The organism is Microbacterium sp. 13-71-7 (genome assembly GCF_002257455.1).
GTDB lineage: Bacteria > Actinomycetota > Actinomycetes > Actinomycetales > Microbacteriaceae > Microbacterium.
The window spans coordinates 1-17,694 of sequence record NZ_NCKN01000023.1 but is presented as its reverse complement, the minus strand read 5'-3'; the positions used below and the strand labels follow the sequence as shown (position 1 = coordinate 17,694).

The 17,694-nt window shown below is 72.4% G+C and carries 15 protein-coding genes; 4 read left to right on the top strand and 11 right to left on the bottom strand.

Features of this window, described 5'->3' with window-relative positions; genetic code table 11:
- The first annotated feature begins 28 nt into the window (after positions 1–28).
- On the top strand, positions 29–703 hold the full coding sequence (locus B7X32_RS03945) for a helix-turn-helix domain-containing protein (RefSeq protein ID WP_292716351.1): 675 nt from the start codon (positions 29–31) through the stop codon (positions 701–703).
- Positions 704–856: 153 nt separating this feature from the next.
- Here the strand turns inward: B7X32_RS03945 and B7X32_RS03940 are convergent, their stop codons facing one another.
- The 5 genes from B7X32_RS03940 to B7X32_RS03920 are packed head-to-tail and all read right to left on the bottom strand — an operon-like array spanning position 857 to position 6,571.
- Positions 857–3,166: an arylsulfatase gene (locus B7X32_RS03940; protein WP_292716348.1), complete on the bottom strand. Its 2,310-nt coding sequence runs from the start codon at positions 3,164–3,166 to the stop codon at positions 857–859.
- The gene (locus B7X32_RS03935; protein WP_292716346.1) at positions 3,167–3,949 is read right to left on the bottom strand and encodes an ABC transporter ATP-binding protein; all 783 of its coding nucleotides are present in this window, start codon (positions 3,947–3,949) and stop codon (positions 3,167–3,169) included.
- Positions 3,946–4,782 (bottom strand): ABC transporter permease, encoded by an 837-nt coding sequence (locus tag B7X32_RS03930; protein ID WP_292716342.1) that lies wholly within the window; start codon positions 4,780–4,782, stop codon positions 3,946–3,948. The genes B7X32_RS03935 and B7X32_RS03930 overlap by 4 nt, the downstream gene beginning before the upstream one ends.
- A complete protein-coding gene (locus B7X32_RS03925; protein ID WP_292716380.1) occupies positions 4,779–5,561 on the bottom strand; it encodes an ABC transporter permease subunit in 783 nt (260 codons plus the stop codon). Before B7X32_RS03925 ends, B7X32_RS03930 begins: the two co-directional genes overlap by 4 nt.
- A 5-nt stretch (positions 5,562–5,566) precedes the next feature.
- Positions 5,567–6,571 (bottom strand): ABC transporter substrate-binding protein, encoded by a 1,005-nt coding sequence (locus B7X32_RS03920; RefSeq protein ID WP_292716339.1) that lies wholly within the window; start codon positions 6,569–6,571, stop codon positions 5,567–5,569.
- Between the two features lie 219 nt (positions 6,572–6,790).
- Between B7X32_RS03920 and B7X32_RS03915 the strand changes: the two genes are divergently transcribed.
- Positions 6,791–7,414: a TetR/AcrR family transcriptional regulator gene (locus B7X32_RS03915; RefSeq protein ID WP_292716336.1), complete on the top strand. Its 624-nt coding sequence runs from the start codon at positions 6,791–6,793 to the stop codon at positions 7,412–7,414.
- On the opposite strand, the gene B7X32_RS03910 is transcribed toward B7X32_RS03915, so the two are convergent.
- From B7X32_RS03910 to B7X32_RS03900, 3 genes are all read right to left on the bottom strand, one after another.
- Positions 7,411–8,895, bottom strand: a complete 1,485-nt coding sequence (locus B7X32_RS03910) for an FAD-dependent oxidoreductase (RefSeq protein WP_292716334.1) — start codon at positions 8,893–8,895, stop codon at positions 7,411–7,413. The genes B7X32_RS03915 and B7X32_RS03910 overlap by 4 nt on opposite strands.
- A gap of 3 nt (positions 8,896–8,898) precedes the next feature.
- Positions 8,899–10,332 (bottom strand): aldehyde dehydrogenase family protein, encoded by a 1,434-nt coding sequence (locus tag B7X32_RS03905; RefSeq protein ID WP_292716331.1) that lies wholly within the window; start codon positions 10,330–10,332, stop codon positions 8,899–8,901.
- A gap of 135 nt (positions 10,333–10,467) precedes the next feature.
- Complete coding sequence (locus B7X32_RS03900; RefSeq protein WP_292716328.1) at positions 10,468–11,613, bottom strand: DUF998 domain-containing protein; 1,146 nt, start codon at positions 11,611–11,613, stop codon at positions 10,468–10,470.
- 103 nt (positions 11,614–11,716) lie between these two features.
- On the opposite strand from B7X32_RS03900, the gene B7X32_RS03895 reads away from it, so the two are divergent.
- Positions 11,717–12,367, top strand: coding sequence for an HAD-IA family hydrolase (locus B7X32_RS03895; protein WP_292716325.1), 651 nt, complete (start codon positions 11,717–11,719; stop codon positions 12,365–12,367).
- A gap of 86 nt (positions 12,368–12,453) precedes the next feature.
- Here B7X32_RS03895 and ptsP read toward each other — a convergent pair whose 3' ends face one another.
- The 3 genes from ptsP to dhaK all read right to left on the bottom strand — a co-directional run bounded on the left by ptsP (position 12,454) and on the right by dhaK (position 16,729).
- Entirely contained in the window at positions 12,454–14,982 is a 2,529-nt protein-coding gene (gene ptsP / locus B7X32_RS03890; RefSeq protein ID WP_292716322.1) for a phosphoenolpyruvate--protein phosphotransferase, read from the bottom strand.
- A 7-nt stretch (positions 14,983–14,989) separates the two neighbouring features.
- Complete coding sequence (gene dhaL / locus B7X32_RS03885) at positions 14,990–15,628, bottom strand: dihydroxyacetone kinase subunit DhaL (protein WP_292716319.1); 639 nt, start codon at positions 15,626–15,628, stop codon at positions 14,990–14,992.
- A 105-nt stretch (positions 15,629–15,733) separates the two neighbouring features.
- A complete protein-coding gene (gene dhaK, locus B7X32_RS03880; RefSeq protein WP_292716316.1) occupies positions 15,734–16,729 on the bottom strand; it encodes a dihydroxyacetone kinase subunit DhaK in 996 nt (331 codons plus the stop codon).
- A 262-nt stretch (positions 16,730–16,991) separates the two neighbouring features.
- Here dhaK and B7X32_RS03875 point away from each other — a divergent pair.
- A partial coding sequence (locus tag B7X32_RS03875) for an IclR family transcriptional regulator (protein ID WP_292716313.1) occupies positions 16,992–17,694 on the top strand: 703 nt, incomplete at its 3' end.

Here is a 17,694-nt window from a genome sequence, read left to right as displayed (position 1 = left end):
AATGAAGTCAAGTGCTATTCTGATTTTCATGACGAACCAGCACTACGGTCAGTTCTGCGGCCTCGCCCGCGCCGCGGAGATCGTCGGGCAGCGCTGGACGCTGCTGATCCTGCGCGACCTCAGCGTGGGACCGCGGCGCTACTCGGATCTCGTCGCCGGCCTCCCCGGCATTCCCACGAACACGCTCGCGACGCGACTGAAGGAGCTCGAGGACGAGGGGATCGTCGCGCGCACCGCGCCGAACGGCGCCGAGCGCTCGGTCGTGTACCGGCTCACCGCCCGTGGCGAGGAGCTCGGGCCGGCGCTGGACGCCCTGTCGCGATGGGGGGCGGGCGGAATGCGCACGCCGCGCGAGGGGGAGATCGTGACGACCTCCTCGATCACCGCCGCGCTCCGGGTCGCGGCGGGCGACACGGTCGTGCCCGCGGACTGGGACACGACCTACAACGTGCGGGTCGGCGAGGTCGAGACGCACGTCGTGATGCGGGACGGCGCCATCACGGCCGATCCCGGCTTCATCGAGCACGCCGACCTCGAGATCACCGCAGGACCGGGGATCCGCGATGTGCTCGCCGGAACCCTGAGCGCCGAGGACGCGGTCGCGACCGGCGCGGTCGAGCTCGACGGCGACCCCGCCCTGTTCGAGCGGTTCGCCGACACCCTGCGCGTCCCCTACAGCGCGAACCTCCTCGCACCGTCCTGACCCCGCCGACGCCCCCTCGCAGACGCGATCCGCCGACGCCCCTCGCAGCGTCATGACCGTGTCGATGCCCCCTCGCAGCGTCCGGGCCCCCTCGCACGTACGTCACTGCGAGGGGGCGTCGATCCGCAGAGGAGGCGTCGACGGATCAGGCGTTCAGTCCACGAGGTCGCGCATCTCCTGCTCGATCGCGCGGAGCACGGTCGCGTCCTCGGGCGACCGCTCCCCGGGCGCATAGCGCAGGGAGAAGATCCGGCCGCCGCGGAAGCGGTAGGAGCGATGGCGCTCGTAGAGCTCCCAGTCCACCGGGCCGCCGTAGTCGTAGCCCACGCTGATGCCGGTGAAGGGCGCCATGCCGACGAGCATCGGCACGTCGTCCAGGCGGATCCGCTCCACGCCGTCCACGTCGACCGCGAGACTCCAGCGCAGTCCGAGATCGGCCCGCACCCGGAGGTCGACGCGATGCCGCCCCGGTCCCGGCGCGCTCGCGCGCGCCCGGCGCATCGCCCCGTAGGCGTTGTACGAGAGCAGGAGCCGCTCCCCGTCCAGCGCGAGCAGGTATCCCCCGCCCTGATCGCCGTGCGCGAGGAGCACGCCCGCCGCGCCGGCCTCGAGGTCCAGCTCGGCGTGCACCTCGAAGGAGCGCAGCACGGTGAGCCGCGCGGAGCGGAAGCGCTCCAGCGGAGGCCGGAACGGGACGAGTTCGACCGGCTCCGAGAGCGGCGCCTCGGTGCCAGGCCGCACCGAGTGCAACGTGCCGTCGTCATCGAGCGGGAACACGGTGTTGCGCCACGCCTCCTCGCGCCACCGCTCGGCGAGCGCCCGCACCCGTTCCGGCTCACGCTCCGCGCGATCGCGCGTCTCGGTCGGATCGCTCGGCAGGTGGTAGAGCTCCCAGGCGCCCCCGGCGGCGCCCTGCGCGCGCGTCGGCGGGATCGGCGAGACCGCCTTCCACTCCCCGTCCACGAATGCGCGCCGTCCGACGCACTCGAAGTACTGCTGCTCCCGCCCCGGGGCGGATGGATCCGCGAGGATCTCGGCGATGCTGTCGCCGTCGACCTCGGGCGCTGCCGCCCCGTTCCACTCCTCGGGGCGGGCGACCCCGGCGAGCTCGAGCAGCGTCGGGGCGAGATCCGACACGAAGACGAACTGGTCCCTGAGCCCCGGCGCCGCGGCGCCCGCAGGCCAGGAGATCACGAGCGGCGCGTGCACCCCTCCCTCGTAGGTGCTCGACTTGAACGACCGGAACGGCGTGTTGGACACCCGCGCCCAGCCCGTCGGATACTGCCCGTACAGCCGCGGCCCGCCGATCTCGGACAGCGCGCGGGGCACATCGCTGACCCACCCGTCGGGGACGGCGCCGTGCAGCCCGAACTGCGAGAAGTAGCTGCGCGTGCCCGTCGGTCCGCCTTCGGCCGTGCCGCCGTTGTCGCTCGCGATCACGATGATCGTGTTCTCCCGCTCCCCGAGTTCGTCGAGTCGCGCGAGCAGGCGCCCCACGCTCTGATCGATCTCGTCGACCGCGGCGGCGTAGACCTCCATGTGGCGGGCGAAGAGCGCCCGCTCATCGGGGCCGAGGTCGTCCCAGTGCGGGATCCGGTCGCCGTCCGCGAGCGCGTCCGCCGGCAGTTCCGCGTGCGCGGGGACGATGCCGCGGGCGCGCTGTCGGGCGAAGCGCTCCTCGCGCAGCGCGTTCCAGCCGCGCTCGTAGTGGCCGCGATAGCGCTCGATGTCCTCCTCCTTGGCCTGGATCGGGCCGTGCACCGAGGTGTGCGCGTAGTAGAGGAAGAAGGGCTTGCGGCGCTCGTTCACGCGGAGCTCGTCGATCATCCCGATGGCGCGGTCCGTCAGCTCGTCGGTCAGGAAGAAGCCGTCCGGGAACTCGGCGACGTCGAGCACGGAGTTGTCCTGGACGAGGCGGTGCGGGTGATGCAGCGAGGTGAAGCCGTCCATCGAGCCGAAGTAGCGGTCGAACCCGCGCTGCAGCGGCCACGACGAGCGGTCGGCCCCGTCGTGCAGCCGCGACTCGAGCGTCAGGTGCCACTTGCCAACCATGAAGGTCGCGTATCCCCCGGCCCGCAGCGACTCCGCGAGCGTGGGCGCCGCGGCGGGCAGCTCGCAGGCGAACCCCGGGTAGCCCGGGTCGATGTGGGCGACGAAGCCGAACCCGGCCCGGTGCGGATTCAGCCCGGTCAGCAGCGCGGCGCGCGACGGGGAGCACATGGGCGCCGTGCGGTAGTTCGTGAACAGCCAGCCGTCGGCCGCGAGCCCGTCGATGAACGGCGTCCGGATCTCTCCGCCGAACGGTCCGAGGTCGCTGAAGCCGAGGTCGTCGACGAGCATGACGACGATGTTGGGCGCTCCCTCCGGAGCGGCCGGCCGGACGCGCCAGGCCGCATCAGACTCGGAGGTGAACTCGCCGACGCGTCCGGGGAAGCCCTCGTAGCCGCGAGCAGTGGGGTCCATTCAGCCCGCCTTCCGGATGAGCCCGAAGATGCGGGTGCGAAGCTCGGCGAACTCCGCGGTGGCGCGGGTCTCCAGCTGGTCACGGGGTCCGCCGAAGTCGATCTCGATGATCTCGGTCACCCTGGCCGGCCGCTCCCCGAGCACGATGACCCGGTCGGAGAGGTACACGGCCTCGTCGATGTCGTGCGTCACGAGCAGGATCGTCATGCCGAACTGCTCGCGGATCCGCAGGCAGAGGTCCTCGAGCTCGAACCGGGTCTGCGCGTCGACCGAGGCGAACGGCTCGTCCATCACGAGCACCTCGGGCCGATAGGCGATCGCCCGGGCGATCGCGACCCGCTGCTGCATGCCGCCGGAGAGCTGCCACGGGTACTTCGCCCCCGCGCCGGCGAGCCCGACCGCGGCGAGCGCCGACGTGATGCGCTCCTCCCGCTCCGCCGCGCTCAGCCGGAGGTGCCGGAGCGGCAGCCGCACGTTCTTCTCGACCGTGAGCCACGGCATGAGCGAGCGCGTGTACTCCTGGAACACGAGCGCCATCTCCTCGGGAGGACCGTCGATCTCGACGCCGTCGATGCGGGCCGAGCCCGACGTGATCGGCTGCAGGCCGGTGAGGCACTTCAGCAGCGTGGTCTTGCCGATGCCGGAGGGGCCGACGATGCAGGCCACCTCCCCCGCCTGCACGTCGAAGGTGAGATCGGCGATGACCGGGACGTCACCGCTCTTGGTGCGGTAGGTCTTGGCGAGGCCCTGGACGCTGAGGCGGGGGCCGGCGGTGATGCTCATTCGCTCTTCTCCAGTTGTTGTGAGGCGATGTACCAGCGCAGGACGGCGCGGCGGAACAGGACGAACAGGGCGGTGGACAGGTAGCCGAGCACACCGAGGACGATGATGCCCGCCCACATGTCGGCGATCGCGAACGACTGCTGCGCGAGGAGCGTCGCCGCTCCCAGGCCCGAGGAGGACCCGAGCATCTCGCTCGCGATCATCACGACGAACGCGGTGATGAGGCTCACCTGCATGCCGGAGAGGATCCTCGGGCTCGCGGCGGGCAGCGTCACCTGGAACAGCCGCTCCGCACGGGTGAGCCGGTAGACCCGCCCCACCATCTGCAGCGTGGGCTCCCCCGCGCGCACCCCGTCGATCGTCGAGATGAGGATCGGGAAGAGCGCGGCGAGCGAGATCGACAGGATGCGGGTGCCGTTGCCGAACCCGAAGAGCGACACGAAGATCGGCACGAGCGCGACCGGCGGGATCGCCCGGAAGAAGTGGATCGTCGGCTCGACGAACCAGCTGAGCGGCGCGATCAGCCCGAGCGCGCAGCCCAGCAGCACGCCGACGACGGTCGCGATGAGGAAGGACACGACGAGGTTCAGCACCGAGATGCCGATGTCGCCGAGGAACGCGGGCGTCCCGATCAGCTCGCCGAGACGCGCGAGGATCGCGGACAGCGGCGGGAAGAACGTGTTGGTGGATCCGGCCGAGACGATCCACCACAGCGCGACGAGGACGACCGGGACCGCGATCTCGACGAGGATCAGCAGCCAGCGCGGAGAGGCGCTCACGCGGCGGCCGCGCCGCAGCCGGGCGCTCGTCTGCACGGACGTGGTGAGGGTCATGCGTGTTCCGCCTTCCGGTACTGCGGGTGCCAGTGCAGCAGCCGCCGCTCGGCCCACTGGCTGAGCCCCTGGATGAGCAGCCCGAGCACGCCGAGGATCAGCACGTAGCCGAACAGCTCCGGCTGGTTGCCGGAGATCTGCGACATGAGCAGGCTCTGGCCGAGCCCCGGCCCTCCTCCGAGCAGGCCCGCGACCACGGCGATGACGAGCGAGGTGGGGGCGGCGACCCGCAGCGCGGTGCCGATGTAGGGCAGCGCGCTCGGGATCACGATGCGGGTGAGGATCTCCGCGCGGCTCATCCCGTAGGAGGCGCCCGTCGCGCGGGCCACGGGATCGGTGTCGAAGACACCGGCGGAGGACTGCACCGCGATCGCGATGAACGAGCCGAAGAAGACGAGGAAGGTCCCCATGCCCGAGGTGGGGCCGAGCACGAGCACCACGACAGGGAGGATCACGATCGGCGGGATCGGCTTGAGGAATTCCAGCGGCACCCTGGTCGCGTGCATCGCGAGCGGAGAGGATCCGATCGCGATGCCCAGCAGCACGCCGACGAGCGCGGCGACGATGAGGCCGGTGAGGGCCATGACCAGGGTGTCCGCCATCGCCTGCCAGAGCTGCGGCGCGCCGAGCAGGCGGCCCGCCGCGCCCAGCGCCTCGAGGGCGGAGGGCAGCGGCGCGCCGGCGAGCGGGCCGACCGTCGCGGCGAGCTGCCACACCACGAGTGCGGTCAGCGCACCGGCGGCGCCGAGCAGCGCGGGGAGGATGCGGGAGCGGGTCATGGCCGTCACTTCGAGAGGATGACGCCCGTGAGGTCGACCGGCTTCTTCAGGAACCCGAGACCCACCATCTTGTCGTCGGGCCGCTGCAGGTCCTCGGCCGTGACGGCGGCCGGCCACACCGGCACCTTGACCTGGTCGATCGCGAGCGTGGACTTCGTGTAGGCGAGGCCGGCCTTGATGGCCTCCTCGGGGTGCGCGGTGGCGTACTCGTTGGACTTCGCGATCGCGCGCTGGAAGGCGCTGACGACGTCCTTCTTCGAGGTCGCGGTCGCGTCGCCCGTCGTCCAGAGGCCGGTCGCGCCGGTCTCGAAGAAGCCGATCGAGGGCGCGGCGAGCTGCGGGTTGCCGGCTGTGAGCGCCTGCGCGGTGAAGGGGCTGACCAGCCCCGCGGCGTCGACGTTGCCGCTCTTCAGCGCGGCGACGGCCGAGGTGAAGTCGAGGACGACCCACTTCACGCCGGTCGCGGGGTCGATGCCGTTCTTCTTGAGCTGCTCGGCGATGACGACCTCGAGCTGGGCCTTGCGGGCGGGGATCGCGATCGTCTTGCCGGCCAGCTCCTTCACGGAGGTGATGCCGCTGGACGCGCTCGCGAACAGGCCGGTGTCGTCGTACGCCGCGGGGTCGGAGGCGCTGGTCGCCGCGTCCGGATAGCCGTCGGCCGGGGCGACGACCTTCATCTTCACGCCCTGGCTGAGCGCGTTGAGCAGCGGGATGCTCGGCGAGTAGGCGATGTCGACCTGGCCGCTCTGCGCGGCGGCGAGGCCGGCGGGCGGGTTCGCGACGATCGAGGTCTCGATCCTGAGTCCCTCATCGGCGAAGAACCCCTTCGCCATCCCGGTCAGCAGGCTCCCGTCGGAGGTGAGCCCGATCGTGGCGACCTTGACCGTGGTCAGGTCGCCCTTCTTGCCCGGTTCGGCGCTGCCGGACGAGGACGAGCAGCCGGCGAGGGCGGCGGCCGCGCCGAGGGCGACGACGGCGGCGGCGACACGGAGTGCGCGCGTGATGTGCATGTGTGCTTCCTGTCAGAGCGAGGGATGGGATCTCGGAGCGGAGGCGTCGCTGCGGTGCGACTTCATCGTCTTTAATCACCACTTGGTCACTTAAATATCCAGCAAGGCGTTAGTCTTGTCAAGATGTTTCGGAATCTTACGTATCCACTTGGACGCGAAAGATGAAAGGGGACGCGGTTCCCCCGCCCCTAGGATCATCAGCATCGGAGGAGGACTGACGTGCCCAAGATCGTTGACCACGATGAACGGCGGGACCACATCGCGGATGCGGCCACCAAGGTGATCGCCAGGGAGGGCTTCGAGCGGCTCACGATGCGCCAGATCGCGGCGGAGGCCGGCTACACCCACGGGGCGATCGCCCGCTACTTCCCCACCAAGGAGAGCCTGCTCACGGCGTCCTTCGTGCGGCTCCACGTCCAGGCCAACGGGCGGATACTGACCGAGGTCGCGGGCAAGCGCGGCCTGGACGCCCTGGAGCAGATGTGCCGCGAGATCCTCCCCTTCGGAGACCTCGGTCCCAAATACGCCCGCGTCGTCATCGCCTTCTGGGATCACGCCTCGCAGGACACCAGGGTCACCCAGATCCACCGCGAGAACAACCAGCGCTGGCGGGACCAGTTCCGCCGCTTCCTCCTCGAGGCACGGGAGGACGGCGAGCTCGCCGCGCACATCGACATCGACACGGCGGTCGGCGAGGTCGCCTCGCGCAACGCCGGATGGCAGATGGTGTCGGTGCTGCTGCCGGAGGTCGCCGGGGACGAGCGCATCGAGGCGGGGCTGCAGGCCCTGCTCGGGGAGCTGCGCGGCCGGCCCGCCGGCGAGCCGGGCCGCGCGGCCTCCTAGTCCGCGTCCTCGAGCACGAACAGCGCGCCGCGCTCGCCGATCACGGCGGCGGGGGCGTTCGTGTTGCCCGTGGTGATCGTCGGCATGACCGAGGCGTCGATCACCCTGAGTCCCGCGATGCCCTGCACGCGCAGGCGCGGATCCACGACGGCATCCGGATCCGATCCCATCCGGCAGGTGCCGACCTGGTGGTGGTACGTGATCGCGGTGCGACGCACCCAGTCCTCGACGTCGGCGTCCGACACCTCCGGTCCCGGGTAGGCCTCGGTCGCACCCCACTCCCCGGCGAGCGCCGGCCGCGCGCCGATCCGGCGCGCTTGACGCACCGATGCCGCGAGCGCGGCGACATCGCGCTCGTCCTCGAGGGCGGCGAGGTCGATGAGCAGCGGATCCTCGGCGCCGGGTCCGGACAGGCGCAGCGAGCCGCGGCTGTGCGGCGTGACGAGCCCCGCCATGAGCGAGAAGCCGTCGCCGGGCCCGTGCGCGCCGGGACGCGGCTCGAGCTCGCCCCACATCGGCACCGAGAAGTGGATCGGCTGGGTGTCGGGCTCGGCGAGATCCTCGCGCGAGCGCCAGAACAGGTGCGTCTGCGTGACGGAGACGCCGGGCTCCGGCGCGCCCACGGGCCGCTCCGTCGTGAAGACCACAGGGGACAGCAGATGGTCGTGCAGGTTCGCCCCGACCGCCGGGACGTCGCGGACCACGTCGATCCCGAGCGCCTCGAGATCCGCGCGCGGGCCGATGCCGCTGCGCAGCAGGATCGCCGGGCTGCCGAGGGCGCCGGCGGCGAGGATCACCTCGTCGGCGCGGAGCTCGGATCCGTCGCTCAGCCGCACGCCCACCGCGGCATCGCCGTCGACGATCACCGAGTGCACCTCGGCGTCGGTGACGATCCGCAGGTTGGGGGCGTCCTCGACCGGCCGCACGTAGGCCATCCAGGTGTTCACCCGCCGGCCGTCCCGCATCGTGACCTGCTCCTGCGAGACGCCGTCGAGGGCGCCGCCGTTGTAGTCGGGGTTGTGCGCCAGCCCCTCCTGGACCGCGGCGTCGATGATCGACTGCTGGATCGGCACGAGCGGGTAGTCGTCGGTCACGGGGAGCAGATCGTTCTCGATCGCCTCGTAGACGGGCAGCACCTGCGCCCAGCCCCAGCCGGTCGCGCCTGCGCTCTCCCAGCCGTCGAAGTCGGCGGCCGCGCAGCGCACCCAGATCATCGCGTTCAGGGCATGGGATCCCCCGGTGACCTTGCCGCGCGGCAGGTGCAGCCGACGGCCGGCCGCGTGCTCCTGCGGCACCGTGAAGTAGTCCCAGTCCTCGGCGGCGTGCCAGAGCTCGCCCGCGCGGGAGGGTTCGTGGATCGCGGGGTTGGTGTCGTATCCGCCGGCCTCGACGAGCGTCACGTCGTACCCGGCGTCCACGAGACGCCGGGTGACGATGCTCCCCGAGGTGCCGGCTCCCACGACGATCGCGGAGCGGGCCACGGCTCAGCCCTTCCGACCGGGGCCGGAGACGACCTGCGGCACGGCGACGGACTTGAGCCCTGCGACGCCGAACTCGAGGCCGTAGCCCGAGCTCTTCACCCCGCCGAACGGCACCATCGGGTGCAGCCCGCCGTGCGAGTTGATCCACACCGTGCCGGACTGCATGCGGGTCGCGGCCTCGCGCGCGGCCTCCGGGTCGCTCGACCACACCGAGGCGCCGAGACCCACGTCGACGGCGTTGGCGAGCGCGAACGCCTCGTCCACGTCGGAGTAGCGGATGACCGGCAGCGCCGGCCCGAACTGCTCCTCCTGCACGAGCGCGGCGTCGTTGTCGATGTCGGCCACGATCGTGGGGCGGTAGAACAGCTCGCCGAGCTCTGGGGCCGCCTCGCCGCCCGTCACGATGCGGGCGCCGCGCGCCTTGGCGTCCTCGACGAGACGCGAGACGATGTCGAACTGCTGCCTGTTCTGCAGCGGGCCCAGGACGTTGTTCTCGTCCAGCCCGTTTCCGATCGGCACGGAGGCCGCGATGCCGGCGAGGGCGTCGACGACCTGGTCGTAGAGCGAGTCGTGCACGTAGAGGCGCTTCATCGCCGCGCAGGTCTGGCCGGTGTTGATGAACGCGCCCCAGAACAGGTCCTCGGCGATCGCGGCCGGATCCGTGCCGGGCAGGACGATGCCGGCGTCGTTGCCGCCGAGCTCGAGCGTGAGCCGCGCGAGGTTGCCGGCGGAGCTCTCGATGATCTTGCGGCCGGTGGCCGTGGATCCGGTGAACATGATCTTGTCGATGTCGGGGTGCGACGCGATCCGCGCGCCGACCTCGCGGTCGCCGGAGATGCCGATCAGCACGTCGGCGGGCAGCACCTCGTTCATGACCGACAGCATCGCGAGCACGCTCAGCGGCGTGTACTCGCTGGGCTTGGCGACCACGGTGTTCCCCATCCGCAGCGACGGCCCGATCTGCCAGATGGTGATCATGAGCGGCCAGTTCCACGGGCCGATCGCGCCGACCACGCCCGCGGGCTTGTAGACGAGCTCCGCGTGCAGGTTCTCGTCGTCGACGAGGACCTCGGGCTCGAGCACGGTCGTCGCGTTCGTGCGCAGCCACGCCGAGCACGCGCCCAGCTCGAACCGCGCGTTCGGGCCGTTCAGCGGCTTGCCCTGCTCCCGGGAGAGCAGCTGCGCGAGCTCCTCCGCGTTCGCGTCGATGGCGTCGGCCGCCGCGAGCAGCAGCTCGCTCCGCTTCGCGTGGCCGAGCGCCTCCCAGGCGGGCTGCGCCGCCTTGGCCCTGGCGATCGCGTCGTCCAGGTCGGCGACGGTCTGCACCGGAGCGCGGCCGATGATCTCGCGCGTGGCGGCATCGGGGATCTCGCGGCCGGAGCCCTCGGGCGCCTGGATGCGGTCGAGCAGCGCGGACGCGGCGGACGTGTCGGTCATCGGTCTCTCCTTCGAGTGTGCGGACGACGGTCGATGCTCCCATTGTGGTCCGGCGCGAAGACGGCGACTTGTCGCCGAGCGCGCCGGACATGTCGTGCGGCGAAGGGTTCCTGATGCGCCGTCCGGCACGGCGACTCAGCGCCGCGCGACGGACTCCGCGCGCTCGGGCCGCGCGGCGTCCCACGGCCCGTGGTCGGCGCCGGCGGTGCGCAGGAACACGATGATCCAGCTGAAGATCAGCACGGCGGCGATGAGCTCGACCGCGGTCAGGTTGTAGTAGCCGGTCGCGAAGAACACCCCGAGCAGTGCGATCACGAGCACGTAGACCCAGCCCAGCACCACGAACACGCGCGAGATCCGCCGCAGCAGCCACGGCAGGCCGATCACGACCGCGGCGAAGCACACGGCCATGCCCGTGGCGACCGTGTTGTGCAGCAGGAAGAAGCGGTCCACCGGGAAGATCCCGACGCAGGCCAGGAGGAGCCCGATCAGGATGAGGGCGACGCGGACGATCGTGCGCCCGCGCTCGTCCCTCGGCTCCGGCACGGGCAGCGCCGCGGTCGCGTAGCGGGCGATCGTGGTCACCATCACCCCCGCGACGATGAGGGTGCCGTTGAACGCCGGCGACGAGGCGTTGGTCGACATGCCGAGGGCCGAGAGGTTGTCGCGCCACCAGTGCGGATCGCTCGCCTCGAGCATCGCCGTGAGCGCCCCGATCACGAGGAAGATCGACAGGATGAGCGAGATCGAGGTGGGGCTCAGCGCGATGGCGCTGAGGTAGCAGACGTAGCCGGTGAGGGCGAGGGCGACGCCCACGAGCACGGCCCCGGGGAAGGCGAAGACCGGGGCGTCCCGGAAGCCCGCCTCGAGCAGGGCGCCGAGCCCGGACAGCGCGAGCAGCGCGACGGCGCCATGAGCCAGCGCGATCGCGGTCAGCTCGTACCAGCGCAAGCGCTCGCCCGGGATCGCGAAGCCGTCGTTCGGCGCGTTCGGATCCCACTTCTCCGGCGCCTCGACCGCCTCCGCGCGCAGACCGATGCGACCGGCCGTGAAGCTCAGCACGGCGACGGCGGCGCCGCCGATCGCGGCGACCGCGCCGACCGACCACGCCCCCGTGATCGACGGCGTGCGGTGCCAGAAGATCAGGAGCGAGACGAGGAAGCCCAGCACGAACGCCACCGCCCCGGTGAGCAGCGCGTCGGTCTCGCGCATCTGGTGCAGCGTCGCCGAGGCGCGCGCATCCCGCAGGCGCCGGATCAGTCGGTCCCATTCGGCTCTCATCGCGCCGCCCTCTCTCGTCTCGTCCCGCGTCCCGACCAGCCTAGGGCCGTGCGGGGCGGGCGCTCCGGGACGCGGGAGCGGAGTCCGCCATTACCCTGAGAGCATGACCCAGACCTTCCACGCCCGTGCCGCCCTGCTCGACATGGACGGCACGCTCGTCGACTCGACCGCCGTCGTGGAGAGGCTGTGGCTGGCCTGGGCCGAGCCCCACGGGCTCGATCCGGAGTTCGTGCTGAGCGTCGTGCACGGCCGCCAGGGCCATCAGAGCATGGCGATCATGCTGCCGGACCGCCCGCACGAGGAGAACCTCGCCGAGAACCGCGCCATGCTCGAGCGCGAGAGCGGCGATGTCGACGGCGTCGTCGAGGTGCCGGGAGCCGCCGCGTTCCTGCAGGCCCTCGCGCCGTTCCCGCACGCGATCGTCACCTCGGCGGACGACCGGCTGATGCGCGTCCGCATGGGCGCCGCGGAGCTCGGCGTGCCGACCGGCCCCGTCACCGCGGAGCACGTGAGCGCCTCCAAGCCGGATCCGGAGGGCTTCCTGCTCGGCGCCGCCCGGCTCGGCGCGGATCCGGCGGACTGCATCGTCTTCGAGGACTCCGGAGCGGGGATCCAGGCCGCCCGCGCCGCGGGGATGCGCGTGATCGGGGTCGGCGCGGGATCCGCCGCGCACTCCCCCGACGCCGTCGTCGCCGATCTCACGCACGTCACGATCACCCCCGCCCCCGACGGCTTCGTCCTGACGGTCGACTGACCGCGTCCGAGCCGGTTCGAAGCGCAAAAGGCTCCATTCGCCCGGATCCGCCGCCATGTGTGCGCTTCGAAACCGGTTCCGAAGCGTCAGCCGAGAGCGGCGGCCGCGGCGGAGCGGGCCTCGGCGGCCGTCGTGGCGCCCCGTGCGGCGGCGGCGGCTCGACGGCAGTCGTCGGCCGTCACCGTGCGCAGGCGCGCGGACACTCGGGCGAGCGATCGCGCGGTCATCGACAGGCTCGTGGCGCCCAGCCCGACGAGCACGGGCGCGAGGGCGGGATCGCCGCCCGCCTCGCCGCACACGCCCACCGGCTTGCCCGCGGCGCGCCCCGCCTCCCCCACGCCCTCGATCAGTCGGAGCACCGCCGGCTGCCACGGGTCGTTGAGCGCTCCCAGCGGCGCCGACAGGCGGTCGGCCGCCATCGTGTACTGCGTGAGGTCGTTGGTGCCGAGGCTCACGAAGTCCACCACCGCGAACAGCTCCGAGGCCATCAGCGCAGCGGCCGGCGTCTCGATCATGATGCCCGCCCGCGCGATCCCGGCGGCCCGGCAGGCCGCGGCGAAGTCGCGGGCCTCGTCGACCGTCGCGACCATCGGCGCCATCACCTCGAGCTGCGCGCCCTCCGCCGCGCCTGCCGCGGCGATCGCCGCGAGCTGGTGCGCGAGGAGGGCCGGATGCGCCACGGCCACCCGCAGCCCGCGCACCCCGAGCGCCGGATTCTCCTCGTCCGCCGCGGTCGCGAACGGAAGCGGCTTGTCGCTCCCGGCATCGAGCGTGCGCACGACGACCTTGCGCCCGGCGAACGGCGCGAGGACGCCGCGGTAGGCGGCGACCTGCTCGGCGACCGTCGGTTCCTCGGCACGGTCCAAGAAGCAGAACTCCGTGCGGAACAGGCCGATGCCCTCCGCGTGGACCTCTGCCGCCGCGACCGCATCGGTGGCGCCGCCGACGTTGGCGAGCAGCGGGATCGCGGTGCCGTCCGCGAGCAGCCCGGTGCCGTCGAACGCGGGGACAGGGTCAGCGGCCGCGACGCTCTCCTCCGCGGGCGGGTCGAGACGCACGGTCCCGGCCTCGCCGTCGACGAGCACGGTCGTCCCCGTGGGGATGCCGACCGCGCCCGCCGCCCCGACGACCGCGGGGATGCCCAGGGCGCGGGCCAGGATCGCCGTGTGCGAGGTCGGCCCGCCCTCCTCGGTCACGAGCCCTGCGCATCCGCTGCGGCCCAGCGTCGCGGTCTCGGCGGGGGCGAGATCCCGCGCGACGAGGACGAACGGATCCGCCCGGTCGGGGATCCCGGGAACCTCCTGCCCGGTCAGCCGTGCCACGATGCGATCGCGCACGCTCCGCACGTCGACCGCGCGCTCCGCCATGCGCCCGCCCAGGCCGCGCAGGACGCGCTCCCGATCCGCGGCCTCGTCCCACACCGCGCGGGCGGCCGAGACGCCATCTGCGCGCACCCGTGCCGCGGCGCCCGCGGCGAAGTCCAGATCGGCGGCCAGCAGCGCGGTCGCCTCGAGGATCTGCGCGGCCTCGCCGTCGGATCCCGCCGCCGTCGCGCGGAGGGCGGCGACGACCTCGGCCGCGGCGGGCTCGATGCGCCCCGCCTCGGCCTCGCGGGCGGCGTCCTGCACCCGGTCGGCGGACGGCTCGGCGATCGCCGCGCCGAGCTGCGCGACCGGGGCGATCGCGCGCCCCGGGCTCACACCGAGGCCCCGCAGCGTCGATCCGGGCGCCGCTGGGGGTGCCGGGGTCGTTGAGCGAGCGGAGCGAGACGAGACGTCGTCACTTGCGAGGGCACCGCGTTCCGTCTCGGGCGCGCTCCGCGCGTCCTCGCTCGAGGACCCCGACACGAGCGGTGCTCCGTCCATCTCGCCGAAGCCGTCCTCGAACAGGGCCGCCACGCGCTCCACGGCGGCCGGATCCCCCGACAGCTGCACCTCGTCTCCGGGACGGGCCCCGAAGGCGAGCAGTCGCATCATGCTCGATGCGGGGACCGGATCCCCGTCCGGCAGTCGCCGCAGTCGCAGCTCCGCTCCCGCCGCGGCCTGCGCGATCAGTGCGGCCGGACGCGCGTGCACACCCGCGGGGTTGCGCACGAGGACCGTGCGCGACTGCTCCCCCGGCCGCGAGACCGCAGACGCCGGCGCGCTCTTGTCGAGCTCAGGGCCCCCCGACCCGGCCGGAGCCTGCGGCTCGTCTTCCAGCTGCGCCGACTTCGCGATCAGCGCGCCGTTCGCCTCCGCCGCGACGGCGTCCAGCGACGCGCCCTGCGCGGCGGTCACGGATGCGGCGAGCAGCCCCTCCACGAAGGGCGCGGAGGCGAGCCGCACGGGAACCGCGCTGGCGCGCAGCTCGAGCGCGAACTCGGCGCTCATCACCGCGGATCCGAGGTCCATCAGCACGAGCACCCCGTCGCAGGCCTCGGCGAGCTCATCGATCGCCGCGGCCACCCGCGTCGCATCGGTGCCGAGGATGGGCGCGCCGTCCGCGTCCGTCCCCGCCCCCGCGGCGAGCGCGATCGGCACCGTCCCGCCCGGCACCATCTGCGCGGCGAGCTCCTGCACGGCCTCGGCCAGGCGCAGGCTGTGCGAGACGGCGACGATGCCGACGGCACTCATCGTTCCGTCACCCCGCGACGGCCGCGGCGAGCGTCTCGAACAGCAGCGTCGCCGAGGCGGATCCCGGATCCAGGTGCCCCGCGCTCCGCTCCCCGAGGTAGCTCGCCCTGCCCTTGCGGGCGACGAGGTCGATCGTGGCGTCGCGGCCCGCTGCGGCGGCCGTCGCGGCGGCCGCCGTCGCCTCGGCCGCGGACTTCCCGTCGGCCAGCGCCGCATCCAGCGCGTCGATCGCCGGCGCGATCGCGTCGAACAGGGTCTTGTCGCCCGCCTCGGCCTTGCCGCGCGCGACGACGCCCTCCAGCCCCGCCCGCAGGCCCGCGGCGAGCGCCGACGGCTCGACGTCGGTCACCACGCCGAGCGTCGCCCCGATCCGCAGGAAGAACGTGCCGTACAGGGGGCCGCTCGCGCCGCCCACCGTCGAGACGAGGGTCATGCCGACGGTCTTGAACAGCTCGTCCGCCGTCTGCGGCGCGGTCTGCTCGACCTTCTCGACCGCCGCGGTCATGCCGCGCGCCATGTTCGCGCCGTGGTCGGCGTCGCCGATCGCGGAGTCGAGTTCGGTGAGCCAGTCGCGCTGGGTCACGACGGCGTCGCGGAAGCGGTGCAGCCAGTCGACGAGGACGGCGAGCGGGATCGTGTTCGACATGCAGGTGTTCTCCTTCGGTCGGTTCCTGATGCTCCCGTCGCGAAAGGTGCCGTTCTCGGATCCGGATTCCGGCAGCTTCTGCGACGGGAGCGGTGTCAGCAGGGGTCAGGCGCCCCAGCGCAGGCCGGGCGTCACGACGGGCGCGTCCCACAGCCGGATCAGCTCGTCGTCGGCCTTGAGCACCGTGACCGAGCAGCCGGCCATGTCCAGCGACGTGATGTAGTCGCCCACGAGGTTGCGGGCGATCGTCACGCCGGCCTTCTCCAGGAGCGCCGCGACCTCGCCGTACATGAGGTACAGCTCGATGAGCGGCGACGCCCCCATGCCGTTGACCATCACGATCGCCGGGGATCCGGTGAAGTCCATATCGGCCAGGATCGGCTCGACGAGCTGCGCCGCGATGTCCTTGGCCGGCGCGAGCGGAACACGGTGACGCCCCGGCTCCCCGTGGATGCCGATGCCGATCTCCATCTGGTCCTCCGGCAGATCGAAGGTGGGCTTGCCCGCGGCCGGCACGGTGCAGCTGGTCAGCGCCATGCCCATGGACCGTCCCTGACCGTTCACGCGCGCGGCGAGGTCGGCGACGGCGGCGAGGTCCTGCCCCTCCTCGGCGGCGGCGCCCACGATCTTCTCGAGCAGCACCGTGAGGCCGACGCCGCGGCGGCCCGCCGTGTACAGCGAGTCCTGCACGGCGACGTCGTCGTCCACCACGACCGAGCGCACCTCGATGCCGTCCATGGCGGCGAGCTCGGCGCCCATCTCGAAGTTCATGACGTCGCCGGTGTAGTTCTTCACGATGTGCAGCACCCCCGCGCCGCGGTCGATCGCCTTCGTCGCGGCCTGCATCTGGTCCGGCGTGGGCGAGGTGAAGACCTCCCCCGCGCACGCGGCGTCCAGCATTCCCACCCCGACGAATCCGCCGTGCAGGGGCTCGTGACCGGATCCGCCGCCGCTCAGCAGCGCGACCTTGCCCTCGGCCTTGCGATCCCGGCGCAGGATCACGCGGTTCGCCATGTCGACGTCGAGCTCCGGATGCGCGAGCGCGAGCCCGCGCAGCGACTCTGCGAGCACGTCCTCCGGGGCGTTGATGAGCTTCTTCATCCTGCGACCTCCTTGTTGCAGTTCCACCAGCACCGTTGTCTTCCGACCAGCACTCCGCGGCCGCGGGATCCCGAGGGGTCCGCCTTCCGGGGCGTGCCGCGACACGGAGGACGAGGCCTCTTGCGCCGGGGGCGACAGCACTCCAGAATCGGAATACTTTTCGTTAATGTCGAATATGCGATGAGGCCGTCGGATTGTCAAGGGATCCGAAAGCCGGATCCGCACCGCCGTCGCCGCTGTCGTCGAGGAGGGAGCAGCACCGATGATCCAGGCGATCGATCGCGCCGCGAAGGTGCTCGAACTGCTGCAGGGATCCCGTCATCTCGGCATTACGGACCTGGCGACCGCGCTGCAGCTGCCGCCGTCGACCGTGCACGGGATCGTGTCCTCCCTGCGCGAGCACGGCCTCGTCGCCAAAGAGCGCGGCGGGCAGCGGTACATGCTCGGCCCCACGCTGCTGAAGCTCAGCAGCGTCTACCTCGACTCCCTCGACGTGCGGGCGCGCTCGATGCGCTGGACGCAGGAGCTCGCGCGGCGCACCGGCATGGCCGTGCGGCTCGGCGCCCCGCATTTCGCGGAGGTGCTGGTGATCCACCACACGCTCCGGCCCGACGACAGCCCGCAGATGCTGGAGACCGGGGCGGCGCTGCCGGCGCACGCCTCCGCCATGGGCAAGGTGCTGCTCGCGCACGACCTCGGCTTCCAGCGCGCGGTCTTCGCGGATCCCCTGGCGAGCCTCACGGGCGACACGGTCACGGATCCCGCCGTGCTCGCCGCGGCGCTGCCCGCGATCGCCGAGCACGGCTACGCGGCGGAGGTCGACGAGGCGGTGCTCGGCGAGTCGTCGCTCGCCTCCCCCGTGGCCGATGGCCGGGGCGACATCGTGGCGGCGGTCGCCGTGGTGTACCCCACGGCCGACGGCCCCGCGTCCGACGCCGTGCTGCACGCGGTCCGCGACACCGCGC

What these genes read in the sequence shown, in the direction of transcription:
- B7X32_RS03945 (WP_292716351.1), top strand. Translation starts at nt 29, where the DNA reads ATGACGAACCAGCACTACGGTCAGTTCTGCGGCCTCGCCCGCGCCGCG.
- B7X32_RS03940 (WP_292716348.1), bottom strand. Translation starts at nt 3,166, where the DNA reads ATGGACCCCACTGCTCGCGGCTACGAGGGCTTCCCCGGACGCGTCGGC.
- B7X32_RS03935 (WP_292716346.1), bottom strand. Translation starts at nt 3,949, where the DNA reads ATGAGCATCACCGCCGGCCCCCGCCTCAGCGTCCAGGGCCTCGCCAAG.
- B7X32_RS03930 (WP_292716342.1), bottom strand. Translation starts at nt 4,782, where the DNA reads ATGACCCTCACCACGTCCGTGCAGACGAGCGCCCGGCTGCGGCGCGGC.
- B7X32_RS03925 (WP_292716380.1), bottom strand. Translation starts at nt 5,561, where the DNA reads ATGACCCGCTCCCGCATCCTCCCCGCGCTGCTCGGCGCCGCCGGTGCG.
- B7X32_RS03920 (WP_292716339.1), bottom strand. Translation starts at nt 6,571, where the DNA reads ATGCACATCACGCGCGCACTCCGTGTCGCCGCCGCCGTCGTCGCCCTC.
- B7X32_RS03905 (WP_292716331.1), bottom strand. Translation starts at nt 10,332, where the DNA reads ATGACCGACACGTCCGCCGCGTCCGCGCTGCTCGACCGCATCCAGGCG.
- B7X32_RS03900 (WP_292716328.1), bottom strand. Translation starts at nt 11,613, where the DNA reads ATGAGAGCCGAATGGGACCGACTGATCCGGCGCCTGCGGGATGCGCGC.
- B7X32_RS03895 (WP_292716325.1), top strand. Translation starts at nt 11,717, where the DNA reads ATGACCCAGACCTTCCACGCCCGTGCCGCCCTGCTCGACATGGACGGC.
- ptsP (WP_292716322.1), bottom strand. Translation starts at nt 14,982, where the DNA reads ATGAGTGCCGTCGGCATCGTCGCCGTCTCGCACAGCCTGCGCCTGGCC.
- dhaL (WP_292716319.1), bottom strand. Translation starts at nt 15,628, where the DNA reads ATGTCGAACACGATCCCGCTCGCCGTCCTCGTCGACTGGCTGCACCGC.
- dhaK (WP_292716316.1), bottom strand. Translation starts at nt 16,729, where the DNA reads ATGAAGAAGCTCATCAACGCCCCGGAGGACGTGCTCGCAGAGTCGCTG.